The following is a 19267-nucleotide window of genomic DNA, read 5'->3' on the forward strand; positions in this document are numbered from 1 at the left end:
AACACAGCGGTTTGCCTGTCATCCATCCCAGGGGGCCAAGGTCAGGGCCTCAGCCCACCCACCTCAACCCACCCACTTGCGCGCGTTGCGCCAGATGCGCATCCAGGCGCTGTACTCCGCCTTGTCTTCGCTCGTCCAGCTCATCTGCACGTTGCGGAACACACGCTCGGGGTGCGGCATCATGGCCGTGAAGCGGCCGTCCGCCGTAGTCACCGCCGTGAGGCCACCGGCACTGCCGTTGGGGTTGAAGGGGTACTGATCCGTGGCGCGGCCATGGTTGTCCACGTAGCGCATCGCGGCAATGGCCTTGTCAGCGTTGCCCCGGTACTTGAAGTTGGCATAGCCCTCGCCATGCGCCACCGCAATCGGCAGGCGACTGCCGGCCATGCCTTGCAGGAACAGGCTGGGGGATTCCAGCACTTCCACCAGCGACAAGCGGGCCTCGAAACGCTCGCTCTGGTTGGTGGTGAAGCGTGGCCAGTCTTGCGCGCCGGGGATGATGTCGGCCAGCTCGGCAAACATCTGGCAGCCATTGCACACGCCCAGGCCAAACGTGTCCGTGCGGCCGAAGAAGCCCTGGAACTGTGCGGCCAACACTGGGTTGAAGGTGATGGAACGCGCCCAGCCAATGCCCGCGCCCAGCGTGTCGCCGTAGCTGAAGCCGCCGCAGGCGACCACGCCCTTGAAGTCTTCGAGCTTGACGCGGCCGGTTTGCAGGTCGGTCATGTGCACGTCATAGGCCTCGAAACCAGCCTCGGTGAAGGCATAGGCCATTTCGATGTGCGAGTTCACCCCCTGCTCGCGAAGGATGGCGACCTTGGGTTTGGCGAGTTTGAGGAACGGCACAGCCACGTTGTCTGCCGCGTCGAACGTGAGGTGCACGTGCATGCCCGGGTCGGTCGGCTCGCCCGCTGCCGCGTGCTCGGCGTCGGCGTTGGCGGGGTTGTCTCGCTGCTGGCAGATCTTCCAGCTCACCGCGTCCCACACCTGGTGCAGGTCGGACAACGGGGCGCTGAACACAGCCTTGGCATCGCGCCAGACCTGCAGCTCGCCCTTACCCGCATCGATTTCGGACGACGCAGGGCGCGTCTTGCCCACGAAGTGGCTGAAGGCCGAGAGGCCATGCGCACGCAGGGTCTGCATCACCTCGTTGCGCTCTACGGTGCGCACCTGCAGCACCACACCCAACTCTTCGTTGAACAGGGCCTTGAGGGTCAGTTCATCACGGCGGGCGCCGATCTGGGTGGTCCAATTCTTGGCATCGCCCGTGTCCATGCGGCTGTCACTCACGCCGTCGCCTTCGGTCACCAGCATGTCCACATTCAGTGACACGCCCACATGGCCTGCAAACGCCATTTCGGCGGCGGCGGCCAGCAGGCCGCCATCGCTGCGGTCGTGGTAGGCCAGGATCTGCCCCTTGGCGCGCAGTGCGTTCACGGCGTTGACGAGGTTGACCAAATCCTTTGGATCGTCCACATCGGGCACCACATCACCGCTCTGCTCCAGCGTCTGGCCCAGGATGCTGCCGCCCATGCGGTTCTTTCCATGCCCCAAGTCGATCAACACCAGCGTGGTGTCGGCCTCGGTGGCGTTGAGTTGGGGCGTGAGCGTGCCACGCACGTCGGACAGCGAGGCAAACGCGCTCACGATCAGACTGACGGGCGAGGTGACCTTCTTCTTGTCGGAACCTTCGCTCCATTGCGTGCGCATCGACAAGCTGTCTTTGCCGACCGGAATGCTGATACCCAAAGCGGGGCACAGTTCCATGCCCACGGCCTTCACGGTTTCGTACAGCGCGGCATCTTCGCCAGGCTCGCCGCAAGCGGCCATCCAATTGGCCGACAACTTGACGCGTGGCAGCTCGATGGGTGCAGCCAACAAGTTGGTGATGGCTTCGGCCACGGCCATGCGGCCCGATGCGGGGGCGTTGATGGCGGCCAGCGGCGTGCGCTCGCCCATGCTCATCGCCTCGCCCGCAAAGCCCTTGTAATCGGCCAGGGTCACAGCACAGTCGGCCACGGGCACCTGCCAGGGGCCGACCATCTGGTCGCGGTGGCTCAGGCCACCCACGGTGCGGTCGCCAATGGTGATGAGGAAGCGCTTGGACGCCACCGTGGGGTGGGCCAGCACGTCGATGACGGCCTTTTGCAAGGGCACGCCGGTCAAGTCCATCGGCGCAAATTCACGCACCACGGTCTTCACGTCACGGTGCATCTTGGGCGGCTTGCCCAGCAGCACGTTCATCGGCATGTCCACGGGCAGCTTCTGGTCTTCGGCCGTGGCAGCGGGGTCGTGCAACACCAGTTGGCGCTCCTCTGTAGCGGTGCCGATCACGGCAAACGGGCAGCGCTCGCGCTCGCAGAAAGCCTGGAACAGGGGCAGCGACTCGGGCGCAATAGCCAGCACGTAACGCTCTTGCGATTCGTTGGACCAGATTTCCTTGGGCGCCATGCCCGACTCTTCGAGCTGCACGGCACGCAGGTCAAAACGTGCGCCACGGCCTGCGTCGTTGGTCAGCTCGGGGAAGGCGTTGGACAAGCCGCCTGCACCCACGTCGTGGATCGCCAGGATGGGGTTGTCGCTGCCCTGCGCCCAGCAATGGTTGATGACCTCTTGCGCACGGCGCTCGATCTCGGGGTTGCCACGCTGCACCGAGTCAAAGTCCAGCTCGGCCGCGTTGGTGCCCGTGGCCATGGAACTGGCCGCGCTGCCGCCCATGCCGATGCGCATGCCGGGACCGCCCAGCTGGATCAGCAGCGAACCGGCGGGAAACTCAATCTTCTTCGTCAGCTCGGCATCGATCACGCCCACACCGCCCGCGATCATGATGGGCTTGTGGTAGCCGCGCTGCACGCCGCCCACGTTCTGCTCGTACTCGCGGAAGTAGCCGTTGAGGTTGGGCCGGCCGAATTCGTTGTTGAACGCCGCGCCGCCCAGGGGCCCTTCGACCATGATCTGCAGCGGGCTGGCAATGTGCTCAGGCTTGCCCACGGTGCTGCCCCAGAGCTTGGACACCGTGAAGCCCGTGAGGCCCGCCTTGGGCTTGGAGCCGCGGCCGGTGGCGCCCTCGTCACGGATCTCGCCGCCCGCGCCGGTGGACGCACCTGGGAATGGCGAGATCGCTGTGGGGTGGTTGTGGGTCTCCACCTTCATCAGCACATGCTGGGTGACGCTACTTTTTTGATAGCTGCTAGCGCTTGATGAATCAGCGCTAGAGGCCATTTTCGCTACAAACCGCTCGACCTGATGGCCTTCCATGACCGAGGCGTTATCCGAATACGCGATCACCGTGTGCTGGGGCGCCAGCTGGTGCGTGTTGCGGATCATGCCGAACAGGCTCTTGTCCTGCGCCACGCCGTCGATGGTGAACTCGGCGTTGAAGATTTTGTGGCGGCAGTGTTCGCTGTTGGCCTGCGCGAACATCATCAGTTCCACATCAGTGGGGTTGCGCGCGAGGCCCGTGAACGCGGTCACGAGGTAGTCGATTTCATCGTCGGCGAGGGCCAGGCCGAAGCGGGTATTGGCGGCCTCCAGGGCAGCACGGCCACCGGCCAGCACGTCCACATACTCCATGGGCGCGGGCTGCAGTTCGGTGAACAAGGCGGCAGCGGCGCTGCGGTCGGCCACCACCGATTCGGTCATGCGGTCGTGCAGCAAGGCGGCCACCTGGGCCCATTGCTCGGCCGTCAGCTCAGGCGTCTTGCCCAGCAGGCCGGTTTTGAGGCTGATGCGGTACTCGGTGATGCGCTCCACCCGGCGGATGACAATGCCGCAGTTGCGGGCAATGTCGGTGGCCTTGGAGGCCCAAGGCGACAACGTGCCCAGGCGCGGCGTGACGACCAGTGCAGCGCCTTCTTGTGGCCCCGTGTAAGGGTCGCCATACGTTAGCAACGCGGCCAGGCGCTCTTGCTCTGCGGCCGTGGGAGCCGCATCGGTGGCAACCAGGTGCACAAACCGTGCGGCAATGCCACTGATCTTGGGGTGGATGGCCTCGAGGGCGGGCTGAAGTTGCTGAGCGCGGAAGTTGCTGAGGGCGTTGCCGCCCGCCAGCGTGGTCATGTGCAAGGTCACGGTAGCGGCCTGTTGGGGTGTGAGGGGGGTCAAATGGATCACGGGCCTGCCGGGTGCAGCAGCCGTGAAGCCCGCCATTTTACCGGGCATGTGCCCCCACCCAGCGCCACGCGGGCCCCAATGGGATAATTGCCCCATGAGCATCACCATCAAAAGCGCCGAAGACATTGAGGGCATGCGGCTGGCTTGCCGCTTGGCTTCGGAAGTGCTGGACTACATCGCCCCCCACATCAAGCCCGGCATCACCACCAAAGAGATTGACCGCCTGGGCGCCGAATGCATGGCCCAGCAGGGCACCATCTCGGCCACTGTGGGCTACCAGCCCCCTGGCTACCCACCCTACCCCGCTTCGCTGTGCACCTCGGTCAACCACGTGGTGTGCCATGGCATTCCTAACGACAAGCCACTGAAAAAAGGCGACATCGTGAATGTGGACGTGACCGTGATCACCAAAGACGGCTGGTACGGCGACAACAGTCGCATGTACCTGATTGGCGAGTGCTCGATTGCCGCCAAACGCCTGTCGGCCATCACCTTTGACGCCATGTGGCACGGCATTTTGCAAGTCAAGCCCGGCGCACGTTTGGGCGACATTGGGCATGCCATCCAGAAATTTGCCGAAGGCCAGGGCTTCTCGATCGTCCGCGAGTTCTGCGGCCACGGCATTGGCCAAAAGTTCCACGAAGAACCCCAGGTGCTGCACTACGGAAAACCCGGCACATTGGAAGAACTGCAGCCCGGCATGGTCTTCACCATCGAGCCCATGATCAACGCGGGCAAGCGCGACGTTAAAAACCATGGCAACGACGGCTGGACCATTGTGACGAAAGACCACAGCCTGTCGGCCCAGTGGGAGCACACGGTGCTGGTCACCGAAACTGGTTATGAAGTCATGACGCTGTCGGCAGGCTCACCCACCCTGCCCGCGTTTGTGACGGCAACCCGCACCTGAGCACCCGGCCCAGTAGGGCCTGCATGACTCTTGCTTGGGGTGGGTGCCTGAAAATGGCTCAAGGTGCGCAACCCCTCGTTAGAACCTGTTCAAAGTCTTTTTGGAGTTGCACAAGTGCCTTGCCGGGATGGGCTGCTAGGCGCAGCGCGCGGCCAATAGCCCGTGCTATTGGCAAGCGGTGCAACAACGCAGACCGCCCGGCAAGCCACTTGCCCGAAGGGTTGGAGTGAAATCGGGCGATTGAACGCCCCGGCTGCTTGCATGGGCACAAGCCCATGCGGCGCATCCAAGGCATCCACTCATCCCGATTGCACTCCAATGCAATCTCCAAAAAGACTTTGAACAGGTTCTTAGGGTGGCGCACTAGACTCTACTGCCACCCCCTTCCAATTTTCATGACCGACATCCAGGCCCTGCGTGCCAACTACCGCAGCAACAAAGCCAGCGTCCTTGGCGCCATGGCGGCTACCGTAGCCTCCACACGAGGCATCCATGCGGCACTGCGCAAGCTATCTTCGTTCACGGATGATCTGCTGCAGTCGCTCTGGCTGCGTGCGGATTTTCCTGCAGGCTGTGCCCTCGTTGCGGTGGGGGGCTACGGGCGAGCACAGCTGTTTCCCTATTCCGACGTCGATGTTTTGCTGCTGCTGCCGGAGGGCGCTACCCCACAAGCCGACAGCCCGCTGAGCGCCCGCATTGAAGGGTTCATCGGCAGTTGCTGGGACGCAGGCCTGGAGATCGGATCGAGCGTTCGCACCATTGCCGAGTGCCTGGCAGAAAGCGCCGCCGATGTCACGGTGCAAACCTCTTTGCTGGAGTCTCGCCTGATTTGCGGAGACCGGGTCCTGTTTGCCCAGTTTCAGCAACAGTACCAAGCACAGATGGACCCACAGGCGTTTTTGGTGGCCAAAACCCTGGAGATGCGCCAGCGCCACACCAAGTACGAAAACACGCCCTACTCCCTGGAGCCAAACTGCAAAGAGTCCCCAGGGGGGCTGCGTGACCTGCAATTGATCTTGTGGGTGGCCAAGGCCGCAGGCCTGGGGGGCAGTTGGAAGGAGCTGGCCAAAAGCGGCATTGCCACAGCCTTCGAGGTGCGTCAGATCGAGCGCAATGAAGCCGTGCTGTGCCTGATTCGGGCCCGCCTGCACGCGGCCTCAGGGCGGCATGAAGACCGGTTGGTCTTCGATTTGCAGACCGCTGTGGCCGAGTCGTTTGGCTACCGCTCGCAAGCCCCCGATGGGTCACGCCTGCCCATGCGCGCCAGCGAAACCCTGATGCGCCGCTATTACTGGGCGGCCAAGGCGGTCTCCCAGTTGTGCCAGATTTTGCTGCTCAACATTGAAGAGCGACTGAACCCCACAGCGCATGAACCCCGCCCCATCAACGACCGCTTTTTTGAAAAAGCCGGGCTGATTGAAGTGGCCGGCGACGATCTCTACCAGCGCGACCCCCATGCGATCCTGGAGACCTTTCTGCTCTACCAAACCACGGTGGGGCTGAAGAATCTGTCTGCACGCACCCTGCGGGCGCTCTATAACGCACGCGGCGTAATGGACGCCGCGTTCAGGCGCGACCCGGCCAACCGCCAGGCCTTCATGCGCATCCTGCAGCAACCTGCAGGCATCACGCATGCCATGCGCCTGATGAACCAGACTTCGGTGCTAGGACGCTACCTCTGGGCATTTCGCGGCATCGTCGGGCAAATGCAGCATGACCTGTTCCATGTCTACACCGTGGACCAGCACATCCTGATGGTGCTGCGCAACATGCGCCGCTTCTTCATGGCTGAGCATGCCCACGAGTACCCCTTTTGCTCGCAGCTGGCGGGCGGCTGGGACAAACCGTGGATTCTTTATGTGGCCGCACTCTTCCACGATATCGGCAAGGGACGCGGTGGCGACCATTCCCAGATTGGTGCGCAGGAGGTCCGGCGCTTTTGCCGACAGCACGGCGTAGAGCAAGAAGATGCGCGCTTGATCGAGTTTCTGGTCAGTGAGCATTTGACGATGAGCCGCATCGCTCAAAAGCAGGACTTGAGCGACCCCGATGTGATTGCTGCCTTTGCCAAACGGGTGCACAACGAGCGCTATCTGACGGCAATGTACTTGTTGACCGTGGCCGACATCCGGGGCACCAGCCCCAAGGTCTGGAATGCGTGGAAGGGCAAGTTGCTGGAGGATTTGTACCGCGCCACTCTGAGGACACTGGGGGGTCGTGCGCCCGATGCGGCTGCAGAAATCGAGGCCCGCAAGCGGGAAGCGCTGGTGCAACTGGCCCTGAGCGCGCAGCCGTTTGAAGCGCACAAGGCGCTGTGGGCCACGCTGGACGTGAGCTACTTCATGCGCCATGAAGCCGCAGACATTGCATGGCACACCCGCCACCTGTCTCGCCACGTTGGTACAGCCAAGCCCGTTGTTCGGGCCCGCCAATCGCTGGCGGGCGAGGGCCTGCAGGTGCTGGTCTATGCGCCTGATCAAGCCGACTTGTTTGCCCGGATTTGCGGCTACTTTGACCGCGCAGGCTTCAGCATCCTGGATGCGAGGGTGCACACAGCCAACAACCATTACGCGCTGGACTCGTTTCAGGTCGTGGCGTCATCGCAGGCCGGTCATTACCGCGAGCTAACGCACATGGTGGAGAGTGACCTCGTGCGCACAATTGAGGCTGGAGGCCCACTGCCTGAGCCTGCGCGCAAACGGGTGTCCCGCAGGGTCAAGAGCTTTCCAATCGCCCCACGTGTCACCCTGCAGCCTGACGAGAAGGCCCAACGTTGGCTTTTGGGCATCTCTGCCAGCGACCGCGCTGGCTTGCTCTATTTGGTGGCCCGGATCCTGGCGCAACACCATCTCAGCGTACAACTGGCCAAGGTCAGCACGTTAGGCGAGCGGGTGGAAGATACCTTCTTGCTGCAAGGCTCTGAGCTGCAAAACAATGCACGGCAAATCCAGATTGAGACGGAGTTGCTGCAAGCACTGTCCGAGTGATGGACGAGCGCATTTGCGATGGCTATGCCTCAGTCATCAGCGTCTGCGGCCCCCAGTTCGGGAAAGAGCACCTCGGTGTAGCCAAACTGTGTGAAATCCCGCACCCGCATGGGGTAGAGCTTCCCCCACAAGTGATCGCACTCGTGTTGCACCACCCTGGCGTGAAATCCCTCCACCTCTCGATCAATCGGATCACCATAGGGATCAAAGCCTGTGTAGCGTACGCGCTGCCAACGCGGAACCTTGCCCCGCAAACCAGGCACCGATAGGCAGCCTTCCCAGTCTTCTTCCTCGGCGTCCCCAACAGGCGTGATCACCGGATTCACCAATACGGTGAGAGGAACCAATGGCCTGTCTGGATAACGGGGATTGCGTTGCTCAGAGCCAAAAACAACGACTTGAAGATCCACACCAATTTGAGGCGCAGCCAACCCAGCTCCATTCACGGAGCGCATCGTTTCCCATAAATCGCGTACCAGCAGGTGAAGCCCATCGGTATCGAATTGGGACACAGGGCTTGCGATCTTTAGAAGTCGCGGGTCTCCCATTTTGAGAATAGTGTGGATGCTCATAAAAACCTGATTTGGAGATAAAACGGCACGAGGGGAAGCAGGGTTGCAGCATGTCACAGGGCCAGCCCTAACCCAGGTGCATGCGGCTACCAGCCACGTGGAAAGCCACAGTCGGGGCCTTGGGGTCTGCAAATGAAACGCCGAGGGATATTTCGCCCGTGCCGTGCAAGATGCAAGCATCACGGCGAAGTCGCACATGCGAGTCACTGCCATCAAACCGCACCCAGGTACCAAAGCTGCTCAAATCCGTCAGCAAAAAGCCGCTGTTGCGCCAGTCAATGCGTGCATGCAACCTTGAAACCCGCAAATCATTGATGCACAACTGCGCATGAGTGGCTCGGCCGATATGCACAGGGGCTTCATTTGAAGCGAAAGTGGCATCCAAACCATGCCAGCTGAACTGTATGGACCCCAAAATGGAATCCACCGGGGACAGCTGACTGACCAGCCCAGCCTGCATGGTCAGCGAGTCTGGCTCCTGGTCTTGGCGCCACTCGACTTGGTAAAGCATGGCGGGTTCCGCTTTGCCGCGAATGTCCATCATGCCAAGTTTGCGAAACCAAACGGCAGGTGCGGCGCCAGCCAGCAACACAGCCATTTCTGTTGCCCAAATCTCCCCTGGTCCAGAGCGCTCGCACAGTCTGGCAGCCACATTGACCGCATCACCATAACAGTCGCCGTCGACCTCGACGATCTCACCCGTAGCCACCCCGACACGAATATCCATCCGCAGCGGATAAGGCCAACGTGCAAGCCTTTGGTCGTGGGCTTGGAGCATGTCTGCAGTCGCTGCAACAGCGCCTGCGGCATCCCCGAACACCCCCAGAACACCGTCACCCAGCTTTTTCACCACCCTGCCTGAATGAGATTGAATCGAAACACTGATCCACTGAGTCAACTGGGCAACCGCAGCGGCAGCGCGCTCGTTACCCAGTGTCTCGTACAGCGCCACACTGCCGGAGATATCGGCAAACACAACCGTTGTCAAAACGGTCATGGCCGCAGGTTCACACAAATCGTCATGCAGCCCAGTTTAGTACATGGACCGTAGACTGAAGTGGTCGCATCCGCGAGAAACGGCAAAGTCAGGGATTAGAAAACCACAAAACGGCTAAGCGTACTTCAGAAAAAGCCCAAGGGCCCGGGGCCCAAAACAAAGCAAGAGATCTTTGCAAGCAAAGATGAGATTGCAAACAATTGCAAAGCAATGGTCATCCTTAACTAGTGGGTGTGGCCCCAATACAAAAGGGCGTCACGCCCTTCAACGGACAAGGAAACCTTCGCGCCAACAGGTAAAAGCACTTTGGTTGGCACATGACCAAATGGCAAATTAGTCAGTACAGGCACAGAAACTTTGGTGCGCAGCCAGTCGACTACCGATTGAAATTTAAAGCCCTTATCATGAGGGGCAAGCTTGTATCCATTGAACTGCCCCAACACCAGTGCCTTTTGCTTTGCAAGCACGCCTGAATGCAGCAACTGGGTCAACATACGCTCAATCCGATAAGGATGCTCTCCAATATCTTCCATGAAAAGGATCCCGCCCTTTATGGATGGGAAATAAGGCGTTCCAATCAATCCAGTCAGCACCGCCAAGTTCCCACCCCAAAGGGTAGCTTTCTTGATATAAAAATCGCTTGATTCAACTTCAGCCAAAGATTTTTCACGAGGAAGACGCCACCCAGCCCCCTCGCCATGGCCAGTCAACAGATCATCAAAGCAAGCCTCCATGATGTCATCTGGAGTTCCTTCCACACCGAAATCGGTGATCAAAGACGGTCCAGCCCACGTCACATCACCTGTTTTCGTAAGCACCGCCGACTGAAAGGCAGTGAAATCACTGAGACCGACGAATTTTGTGCCTGTGCCGATAGCTTTACCCACTGCCTTGTAGTCAATCTCTGAAAGCAAACGAGTCAGCCCATAAGCGCCACGGGTAATCAGGGCTACGTCTGCGCCACTGGCTGCAGCTCTATGAATCGCAGCCAAGCGCGTCTGGTCATCTCCAGCAAAGCGGGTGTACACAGCACGCGCATCTTGATCAATCTCTACCTCGTGGCCCAAAGCTTCCAGACGAGCGACCCCCCTCTTAAAAGCCAACTTGTCACGAATGGCTCCAGCGGGGGAGTAGATATAAATATGCTTCGGCCCATGATCATGATGACAACACAGTTGATTATGGCTATTTTGCTTCACAAAATTTAGATCAAAAGATCTACTCCGTTTATTTTAATATACCGAATTATCAAGCTTAAAGTGAAACGAAATAATTCTTCACTTTAATTAAAAATTTACCAAAACTGGATTCATCTATTTTATCAAATGATTCGAAATCAATATTTTTTTGAAAGAAATTCAAATTCAAATCGGAATCATCGCCAACGCAAAAAAGCTTTTTTACATTAAAAAAATCAGGCCTTAACGGTTTAAAGAATGGCTGACTCTCAATTTCCTTCTGTATCTTAAAAAATACGCGAGGAGCAGCCCGATGCCCTCTATCGGGAAATGGGGCATCGTTTATAAGTATCGACTCTGGAGAGCGACCGTACTCAATTCCATCAGTAAAAACAAGGATGCCTTCAACATAAGAGGCAATTTCTGCACAGAGCAAGAGCCCTACCCCCTCATCCCAGCCATCCAAAACAAGGACCAAACGCTTTAGCTGCAATCGCTCCACGAAGTCTAGCAACACCTGCTGGTGGCGCTCAATCTGATGGAACGATTCTTTTTTAGGCTTGTCACTGCGCCCAAATCCTATCAAATCGGGGGCAACAACGTGGACCGAGGACGATAACTCGGATAGCAATCCATTGAAAACATAGCTCCAGCGCAGAGAGGAATGCAAACAAAGCCACGTGATTGGGGCGTCCGATGGCCCTTGGTCAACGTAGTGCATACGTAAACCAGATAAGCAGGGCAAATCGTTTAGATAAGCAGAGGCGTGCGGGGGATAGGAGGCAAACCCTGCAAATGCAGAATCCGGAGTTCGGAGGGCATCGTCTCGCAAAACGGGGCGCTGAGACTCTTTTGCGCGAGCCTGCTGGCGTCGCTTAGTGAAAAAATCAACAAGCAATGTGCTGCAGCGATCCGCCAGAACACCCCCACAGATTTTGGTTTGGTGATTCAGAGCAGACAGCGAAAAGAGATTAATCACAGAGCCCGCAGCACCAGTTTTCGGCTCCGTAGCACCAAAAACGACTCTACTGATCCGTCCATTGAAAATGGCGCCAGAGCACATGACACACGGCTCAAGCGTCACATACAAAGTACATCCCTCAAGACGGTAGTTACCTAAAATTTGTGCCGCAGCCCGCAATGCAAGCACTTCGGCATGCGCTGTTGGATCAGCTAGCGCAACAGGAGCATTACGTCCTTTGGCAATGAGTTGACCATCTTTGACCACAACTGCACCTACAGGAATCTCCCCATCCCTGGCGGCTAACTCTGCCTCCTGCAGCGCCATATTCATCCAAAACTCATCCGAATAATTTGGAGCAGTCATTTAGATAAATAGCAATAATTGCAAATTCAATACCCATAACGCAAAACCCCCCAATCCGTTGGGACTGGGGGGTATTGGGGCTATAAGAGCCTGACGATGACCTACTTTCACACGGGAACCCGCACTATCATCGGCGCAAAGTCGTTTCACTGTCCTGTTCGGGATGGGAAGGAGTGGTACCAACTTGCTATGGTCATCAGGCATAACTTGGTGCTGGGCTGTTCGTGGAACAGCCTGGCGAATTCATAGAGTTTGGAATCAGATTTTATGTGTTTTGACTGCGTCAACTTGGCATAACAATCTTTGAGCTTTTCACACAAGCATGACTGCTTGAGCGTTGGCTATCAAAGTTATAGGGTCAAGCCTCACGAGCAATTAGTATCAGTTAGCTTAACGCATTACTGCGCTTCCACACCTGACCTATCAACGTCCTGGTCTTGAACGACTCTTTAGGGGGCTCAAGGCCCCGGCAGATCTCATCTTGAAACGAGTTTCCCGCTTAGATGCTTTCAGCGGTTATCTCTTCCACACTTAGCTACTCGGCAATGCCACTGGCGTGACAACCGATACACCAGAGGTGTGTCCACTCCGGTCCTCTCGTACTAGGAGCAGGCTTCCTCAAATCTGCAGCGCCCACGGAAGATAGGGACCAAACTGTCTCACGACGTTTTAAACCCAGCTCACGTACCTCTTTAAATGGCGAACAGCCATACCCTTGGGACCGGCTACAGCCCCAGGATGAGATGAGCCGACATCGAGGTGCCAAACACCGCCGTCGATATGAACTCTTGGGCGGTATCAGCCTGTTATCCCCAGAGTACCTTTTATCCGTTGAGCGATGGCCCTTCCATACAGAACCACCGGATCACTATGTCCTGCTTTCGCATCTGCTCGACTTGTCAGTCTCGCAGTTAAGCACGCTTATGCCATTGCACTATCGTCACGATGTCCGACCGTAACTAGCGTACCTTCGAACTCCTCCGTTACGCTTTGGGAGGAGACCGCCCCAGTCAAACTGCCTACCATGCACTGTCCCCGATCCAGATAATGGACCTAGGTTAGAACCTCAAACACACCAGGGTGGTATTTCAACGTTGGCTCCATGAGAACTAGCGTCCTCACTTCAAAGCCTCCCACCTATCCTACACAGATCTGTTCAAAGTCCAATACAAAGCTACAGTAAAGGTTCATGGGGTCTTTCCGTCTTTCCGCGGGGAGATTGCATCATCACAAACATTTCAACTTCGCTGAGTCTCAGGAGGAGACAGTGTGGCCATCGTTACGCCATTCGTGCAGGTCGGAACTTACCCGACAAGGAATTTCGCTACCTTAGGACCGTTATAGTTACGGCCGCCGTTTACTGGGACTTCAATCAAGAGCTTGCACCCCATCATTTAATCTTCCAGCACCGGGCAGGCGTCACACCCTATACGTCCACTTTCGTGTTTGCAGAGTGCTGTGTTTTTATTAAACAGTCGCAGCCACCGATTTTTTGCAACCCCTTTGGGCTCCCTCTGTACGAGTTCACCTACTTGGGGCATACCTTCTCCCGAAGTTACGGTATCAATTTGCCGAGTTCCTTCTCCTGAGTTCTCTCAAGCGCCTTAGAATACTCATCTCGCGCACCAGTGTCGGTTTGCGGTACGGTCGTCAATAGCTGAAGCTTAGTGGCTTTTCCTGGAAGCAGGGTATCACTCACTTCGTCTGCAAGCAGACTCGTTATCACCCCTCATCTAAGCCCGGCGGATTTGCCTACCAGGCACGACTACAGGCTTGAACCAACATATCCAACAGTTGGCTGAGCTAACCTTCTCCGTCCCCACATCGCACTATTGATCGGTACAGGAATATTGACCTGTTTCCCATCAGCTACGCATCTCTGCCTCGCCTTAGGGGCCGACTCACTCTACGCCGATGAACGTTGCGTAGAAAACCTTGCGCTTACGGCGAGGGGGCTTTTCACCCCCTTTAACGCTACTCATGTCAGCATTCGCACTTCTGATACCTCCAGCATCCGTTACCAGACACCTTCACAGGCCTACAGAACGCTCTCCTACCACGTGCAATAAATTGCACATCCGCAGCTTCGGTAACTGGCTTAGCCCCGTTACATCTTCCGCGCAGGACGACTCGATCAGTGAGCTATTACGCTTTCTTTAAATGATGGCTGCTTCTAAGCCAACATCCTGACTGTTTTAGCCTTCCCACTTCGTTTCCCACTTAGCCAATTTTAGGGACCTTAGCTGGCGGTCTGGGTTGTTTCCCTCTTGAGTCCGGACGTTAGCACCCGGTGCTCTGTCTCCCAAGCTGTACTCGTCGGTATTCGGAGTTTGCATAGGTTTGGTAAGTCGCCATGACCCCCTAGCCTAAACAGTGCTCTACCCCCGACGGTAATACTTGAGGCACTACCTAAATAGTTTTCGGAGAGAACCAGCTATTTCCAAGTTTGTTTAGCCTTTCACCCCTATCCACAGCTCATCCCCTAGTTTTGCAACACTAGTGGGTTCGGACCTCCAGTACCTGTTACGGCACCTTCATCCTGGCCATGGATAGATCACTTGGTTTCGGGTCTACACCCAGCGACTGATTCGCCCTATTCGGACTCGATTTCTCTACGGCTTCCCTATTCGGTTAACCTTGCCACTGAATGTAAGTCGCTGACCCATTATACAAAAGGTACGCAGTCACCCTTGCGGGCTCCTACTTTTTGTAAGCATGCGGTTTCAGGATCTATTTCACTCCCCTCCCGGGGTTCTTTTCGCCTTTCCCTCACGGTACTGGTTCACTATCGGTCGATTACGAGTATTTAGCCTTGGAGGATGGTCCCCCCATATTCAGACAGGATTTCTCGTGTCCCGCCCTACTTTTCTCTAACTTAGTACCACACGTCTGTTTTCGCATACAGGGCTATCACCTGCTATGGCCGAACTTTCCATTTCGTTTTGCTAACAGTCGTGCTATCACTAGAAGGCTCTTCCGATTTCGCTCGCCACTACTTTCGGAATCTCGGTTGATGTCTTTTCCTCGAGCTACTGAGATGTTTCAGTTCACCCGGTTCGCTTCGCATACCTATGTATTCAGTATGCGATACCTCTTGCGAGGTGGGTTTCCCCATTCAGAAATCTCCGGATCAAAGCTTATTTGCCAGCTCCCCGAAGCTTATCGCAGGCTATCACGTCTTTCGTCGCCTGTAATCGCCAAGGCATCCACCACATGCTCTTAGTCACTTGACCCTATAACTTTGACATCTCTTTCAAGATATCGCCATTATTTTCAAGGACTTGCCAGGTCTTTCACCTGACGCGTTATGCCGTAATGTGAATAATTCCTCGACTCCAGGTATTTCTACCTTTCATCTGAGAACATTCGTCATTACTGAATTTCAATCAGCTTTCGCTTATTGAATATTCGTTTTGACGCAATCAAAAAATTGTCATCAGAGGCACGGTCTGCACTAAACCTTTACGAATGTGCAGTTTCCTCTGACAACTCTGATTCGACTCTATGAATTTTTAAAGAACAGCCGATTGATCAATCGATATTGATCAACAACAAAGTGGCCTTTTGCAAAGCCGCTTTGGTGTTGAAGTCCGATGCTTGTTGGTGGTGGAGGATGACGGGATCGAACCGACGACCCCCTGCTTGCAAAGCAGGTGCTCTCCCAGCTGAGCTAATCCCCCAGTTTCCTCTCACGTATCCGTCTATTGGAATATGGTGGGTCTAGTTGGGCTCGAACCAACGACCCCTGCGTTATCAACACAGTGCTCTAACCAGCTGAGCTACAGACCCATTCCGCCTTCTTGCGAATGACTTCGCAAGTCAGCAGCTTGTTCCAACAACCGATAAGTGTGGGCGTTCAATATTGAATGCAGTTTTCCAGAAAGGAGGTGATCCAGCCGCACCTTCCGATACGGCTACCTTGTTACGACTTCACCCCAGTCACGAACCCTGCCGTGGTAAGCGCCCTCCTTACGGTTAGGCTACCTACTTCTGGCAGAACCCGCTCCCATGGTGTGACGGGCGGTGTGTACAAGACCCGGGAACGTATTCACCGCGACATTCTGATCCGCGATTACTAGCGATTCCGACTTCACGCAGTCGAGTTGCAGACTGCGATCCGGACTACGACTGGCTTTATGGGATTAGCTCCCCCTCGCGGGTTGGCAACCCTCTGTACCAGCCATTGTATGACGTGTGTAGCCCCACCTATAAGGGCCATGAGGACTTGACGTCATCCCCACCTTCCTCCGGTTTGTCACCGGCAGTCCCATTAGAGTGCCCTTTCGTAGCAACTAATGGCAAGGGTTGCGCTCGTTGCGGGACTTAACCCAACATCTCACGACACGAGCTGACGACAGCCATGCAGCACCTGTGTTATGGCTCTCTTTCGAGCACTCCTCTATCTCTAAAGGATTCCATACATGTCAAAGGTGGGTAAGGTTTTTCGCGTTGCATCGAATTAAACCACATCATCCACCGCTTGTGCGGGTCCCCGTCAATTCCTTTGAGTTTCAACCTTGCGGCCGTACTCCCCAGGCGGTCAACTTCACGCGTTAGCTTCGTTACTGAGTCAGTGAAGACCCAACAACCAGTTGACATCGTTTAGGGCGTGGACTACCAGGGTATCTAATCCTGTTTGCTCCCCACGCTTTCGTGCATGAGCGTCAGTACAGGTCCAGGGGATTGCCTTCGCCATCGGTGTTCCTCCGCATATCTACGCATTTCACTGCTACACGCGGAATTCCATCCCCCTCTACCGTACTCTAGCTATACAGTCACAAATGCAGTTCCCAGGTTGAGCCCGGGGATTTCACATCTGTCTTATATAACCGCCTGCGCACGCTTTACGCCCAGTAATTCCGATTAACGCTTGCACCCTACGTATTACCGCGGCTGCTGGCACGTAGTTAGCCGGTGCTTATTCTTACGGTACCGTCATGGACCCCAGGTATTAACCAGAGTCTTTTCGTTCCGTACAAAAGCAGTTTACAACCCGAAGGCCTTCATCCTGCACGCGGCATGGCTGGATCAGGCTTTCGCCCATTGTCCAAAATTCCCCACTGCTGCCTCCCGTAGGAGTCTGGGCCGTGTCTCAGTCCCAGTGTGGCTGGTCGTCCTCTCAGACCAGCTACAGATCGTCGGCTTGGTAAGCTTTTATCCCACCAACTACCTAATCTGCCATCGGCCGCTCCGTTCGCGCAAGGCCTTGCGGTCCCCTGCTTTCATCCTTAGATCTTATGCGGTATTAGCAAAGCTTTCGCTTCGTTATCCCCCACGATCGGGCACGTTCCGATGTATTACTCACCCGTTCGCCACTCGTCAGCATCCGAAGACCTGTTACCGTTCGACTTGCATGTGTAAGGCATGCCGCCAGCGTTCAATCTGAGCCAGGATCAAACTCTACAGTTCGATCTTGATAAATTTAAAGTCTTTCGACTTAACTCATAAAAACGGAATTGAAGTGAACTTCACTTCTATTCTCATGAGCGTTTGTAGTGCTAAGCACTAGTTCCAAAGAACTTGGCACTCGCCATCAAACGCCCACGCTTATCGGCTGTATATTTTTAATGAACCGGATCACAAAGCAACCGAAGTTTTCTTTATTTTCCCGACTTAGCTGCAATCAGCTGAGCCTTGAATTCTAGCACAGGTTTTAAAGTCCTGTCAAACTTTAGGGTCTTTGCAGTTTGCAGCAATCACTCTTTTCAGAACAACCACCGCATTTAGCGCAGCCTTAGATTGTACAACAGCTTTTAACCCGCCGACAACAAAAACCTAACTTTCTGCAACCCCCTTCGCTACCTCAACAATCTAAACCGTCTCAGTAGCGAAGCCCTCTATCATAGCACCGTTTTAGAGCACAAATCAAGCAAACGAAGGTTTTTGGACAAAACATCAATCCTCTGCATCCCACATCTTCACTCAAACCGTTGCTCATCCGGCGGCAGCCACCGACTACAAGAAAACAAGCATCGCTTCAGGGACCTCCGCCAATAGTGACCAGAAACAGAAACGACCGCCGAGGCGGTCGTTCGTAGCGGAATGTACTTCAATCAGTTAAGAGCAACGCGACTTCCATCTTTGTATGTGTAAAGCGTCACAGCAGGGGTAGTCAACTCGCCCTTGGCTGTGAAAGCAATGTTCGCAGTGACGCCCTTGTACTCTGCCTTGGAAATCAGCGGGACAAACACTTTGGGGTCCACCGAGTTAGCGCGCTTCATGGCATCCGCCAACACCATGGCTGCGTCATACGCGTAAGGGCTGTATATCTGGAACTGGTCAGGGAACTTAGCGTCATAACGCTTCTTCCACTCGGCGCCACCCTGCATCTTTCCAATCGAAGCCCCACCCGTGGCGCAAGTCACGTTCTTGAGCGCAGGGGTCTTGCCCGACAACTCTGGCAGCTTTTCGGTGCACAGTGCGTCACCACCAAAGAACTTTACGTCCCCAAGACCCAACTGCTCCATCTGACGCAACATGGGCCCAGCTTGGGCATCCAGCCCTCCATAAAAAATGGCATCAGGCTTCTTGTTCTTAATGGACGTCAAGATGGCCATGAAATCCGTCGCCTTGTCGTTTGTGAACTCTTCGCTCACAACTTTCAGCCCCTTTTGCAGCGCCGTGGCCTTGAAAACCGAAGCGACACCTTGGCCATAGGCCGTGCGGTCATCAATGATCGCCACTGATTTGATTTTCAAATGGTCTGCACCAAACAATCCCAAGGCGGCACCCAGCGCATTGTCATTGGCAATCAGACGGAAGGTGGTCTTGTGCCCAGGCTTCGTCAGATCGGGGTTTGACGCAGAGGCCGTGATGTGGGGCAAGTCGCACTTGGCATAAATGGCCGAGGCTGGAATGGACGTTCCTGACTGCAGATGACCGACCACACCGGCTACACGCTGATCACACAGCTTTTGAGCCACGGCGGTAGCTTGACGCGGGTCCCCTGCATCGTCCTCGGCAGCAATCTCGAACTTGATCTTCTTGCCACCAATCACGAGGTTTTGGGCATTCAAATCATCAATCGCAAGACGAACACCGTTTTCTGTGTCTTTGCCAATGTGGGCAATGCCACCAGAGACGGGCCCCGCATGGGCAATCTTGACCACCTGCACATCCTGGGCCATAGCCCCCGCAGAAATCAACGAGCCCACAGCAACAGCAGCCAGGGCGGAGAGGGAGA

At 56.1% G+C, this 19267-nt stretch carries 8 protein-coding genes, 2 tRNA genes and 3 rRNA genes; 2 read left to right on the forward strand and 11 right to left on the reverse strand.

Translation table 11 applies throughout. The features are described 5' to 3' along the window. Positions 1-63: 63 nt before the first annotated feature. The gene (purL, locus tag CLU86_RS08820) at positions 64-4071 is read right to left on the reverse strand and encodes a phosphoribosylformylglycinamidine synthase (protein ID WP_099743460.1); all 4008 of its coding nucleotides are present in this window, start codon (positions 4069-4071) and stop codon (positions 64-66) included. 136 nt (positions 4072-4207) lie between these two features. Between purL and map the strand changes: the two genes are divergently transcribed. After that, the gene (gene map, locus CLU86_RS08825; RefSeq protein WP_099655729.1) at positions 4208-5023 is read left to right on the forward strand and encodes a type I methionyl aminopeptidase; all 816 of its coding nucleotides are present in this window, start codon (positions 4208-4210) and stop codon (positions 5021-5023) included. 395 nt (positions 5024-5418) lie between these two features. After that, positions 5419-8010: a [protein-PII] uridylyltransferase gene (locus CLU86_RS08835; protein ID WP_099741363.1), complete on the forward strand. Its 2592-nt coding sequence runs from the start codon at positions 5419-5421 to the stop codon at positions 8008-8010. Positions 8011-8039: 29 nt separating this feature from the next. Here CLU86_RS08835 and def read toward each other — a convergent pair whose 3' ends face one another. The 10 genes from def to CLU86_RS08885 form a co-directional block, all read right to left on the reverse strand. Further along, the gene (def, locus tag CLU86_RS08840; RefSeq protein ID WP_099741364.1) at positions 8040-8582 is read right to left on the reverse strand and encodes a peptide deformylase; all 543 of its coding nucleotides are present in this window, start codon (positions 8580-8582) and stop codon (positions 8040-8042) included. Positions 8583-8649: 67 nt separating this feature from the next. Next, positions 8650-9579, reverse strand: a complete 930-nt coding sequence (locus tag CLU86_RS08845; RefSeq protein WP_099741365.1) for an adenylate/guanylate cyclase domain-containing protein — start codon at positions 9577-9579, stop codon at positions 8650-8652. Between the two features lie 224 nt (positions 9580-9803). Continuing rightward, positions 9804-10778, reverse strand: coding sequence for an LD-carboxypeptidase (locus CLU86_RS08850; RefSeq protein ID WP_099741366.1), 975 nt, complete (start codon positions 10776-10778; stop codon positions 9804-9806). A gap of 55 nt (positions 10779-10833) precedes the next feature. Continuing rightward, positions 10834-12084: a tRNA adenosine(34) deaminase TadA gene (tadA, locus tag CLU86_RS08855; RefSeq protein WP_099741367.1), complete on the reverse strand. Its 1251-nt coding sequence runs from the start codon at positions 12082-12084 to the stop codon at positions 10834-10836. An 88-nt stretch (positions 12085-12172) separates the two neighbouring features. Then, positions 12173-12285 (reverse strand): 5S ribosomal RNA (gene rrf / locus CLU86_RS08860). Between the two features lie 153 nt (positions 12286-12438). Further along, positions 12439-15317, reverse strand: a 23S ribosomal RNA gene (locus tag CLU86_RS08865). Positions 15318-15688: 371 nt separating this feature from the next. Continuing rightward, a tRNA-Ala gene (locus tag CLU86_RS08870) sits at positions 15689-15764 on the reverse strand. A gap of 32 nt (positions 15765-15796) precedes the next feature. Continuing rightward, a tRNA-Ile gene (locus CLU86_RS08875) sits at positions 15797-15873 on the reverse strand. 91 nt (positions 15874-15964) lie between these two features. Continuing rightward, positions 15965-17493, reverse strand: a 16S ribosomal RNA gene (locus CLU86_RS08880). Together the 16S, 23S and 5S rRNA genes with 2 tRNA genes alongside form the textbook arrangement of a ribosomal RNA operon. Positions 17494-18137: 644 nt before the next feature. Continuing rightward, positions 18138-19211, reverse strand: a complete 1074-nt coding sequence (locus CLU86_RS08885) for a branched-chain amino acid ABC transporter substrate-binding protein (RefSeq protein WP_233195238.1) — start codon at positions 19209-19211, stop codon at positions 18138-18140. Positions 19212-19267 lie beyond the last annotated feature (56 nt).

This window comes from Acidovorax sp. 62 (assembly GCF_002754495.1).
GTDB lineage: Bacteria > Pseudomonadota > Gammaproteobacteria > Burkholderiales > Burkholderiaceae_C > Acidovorax.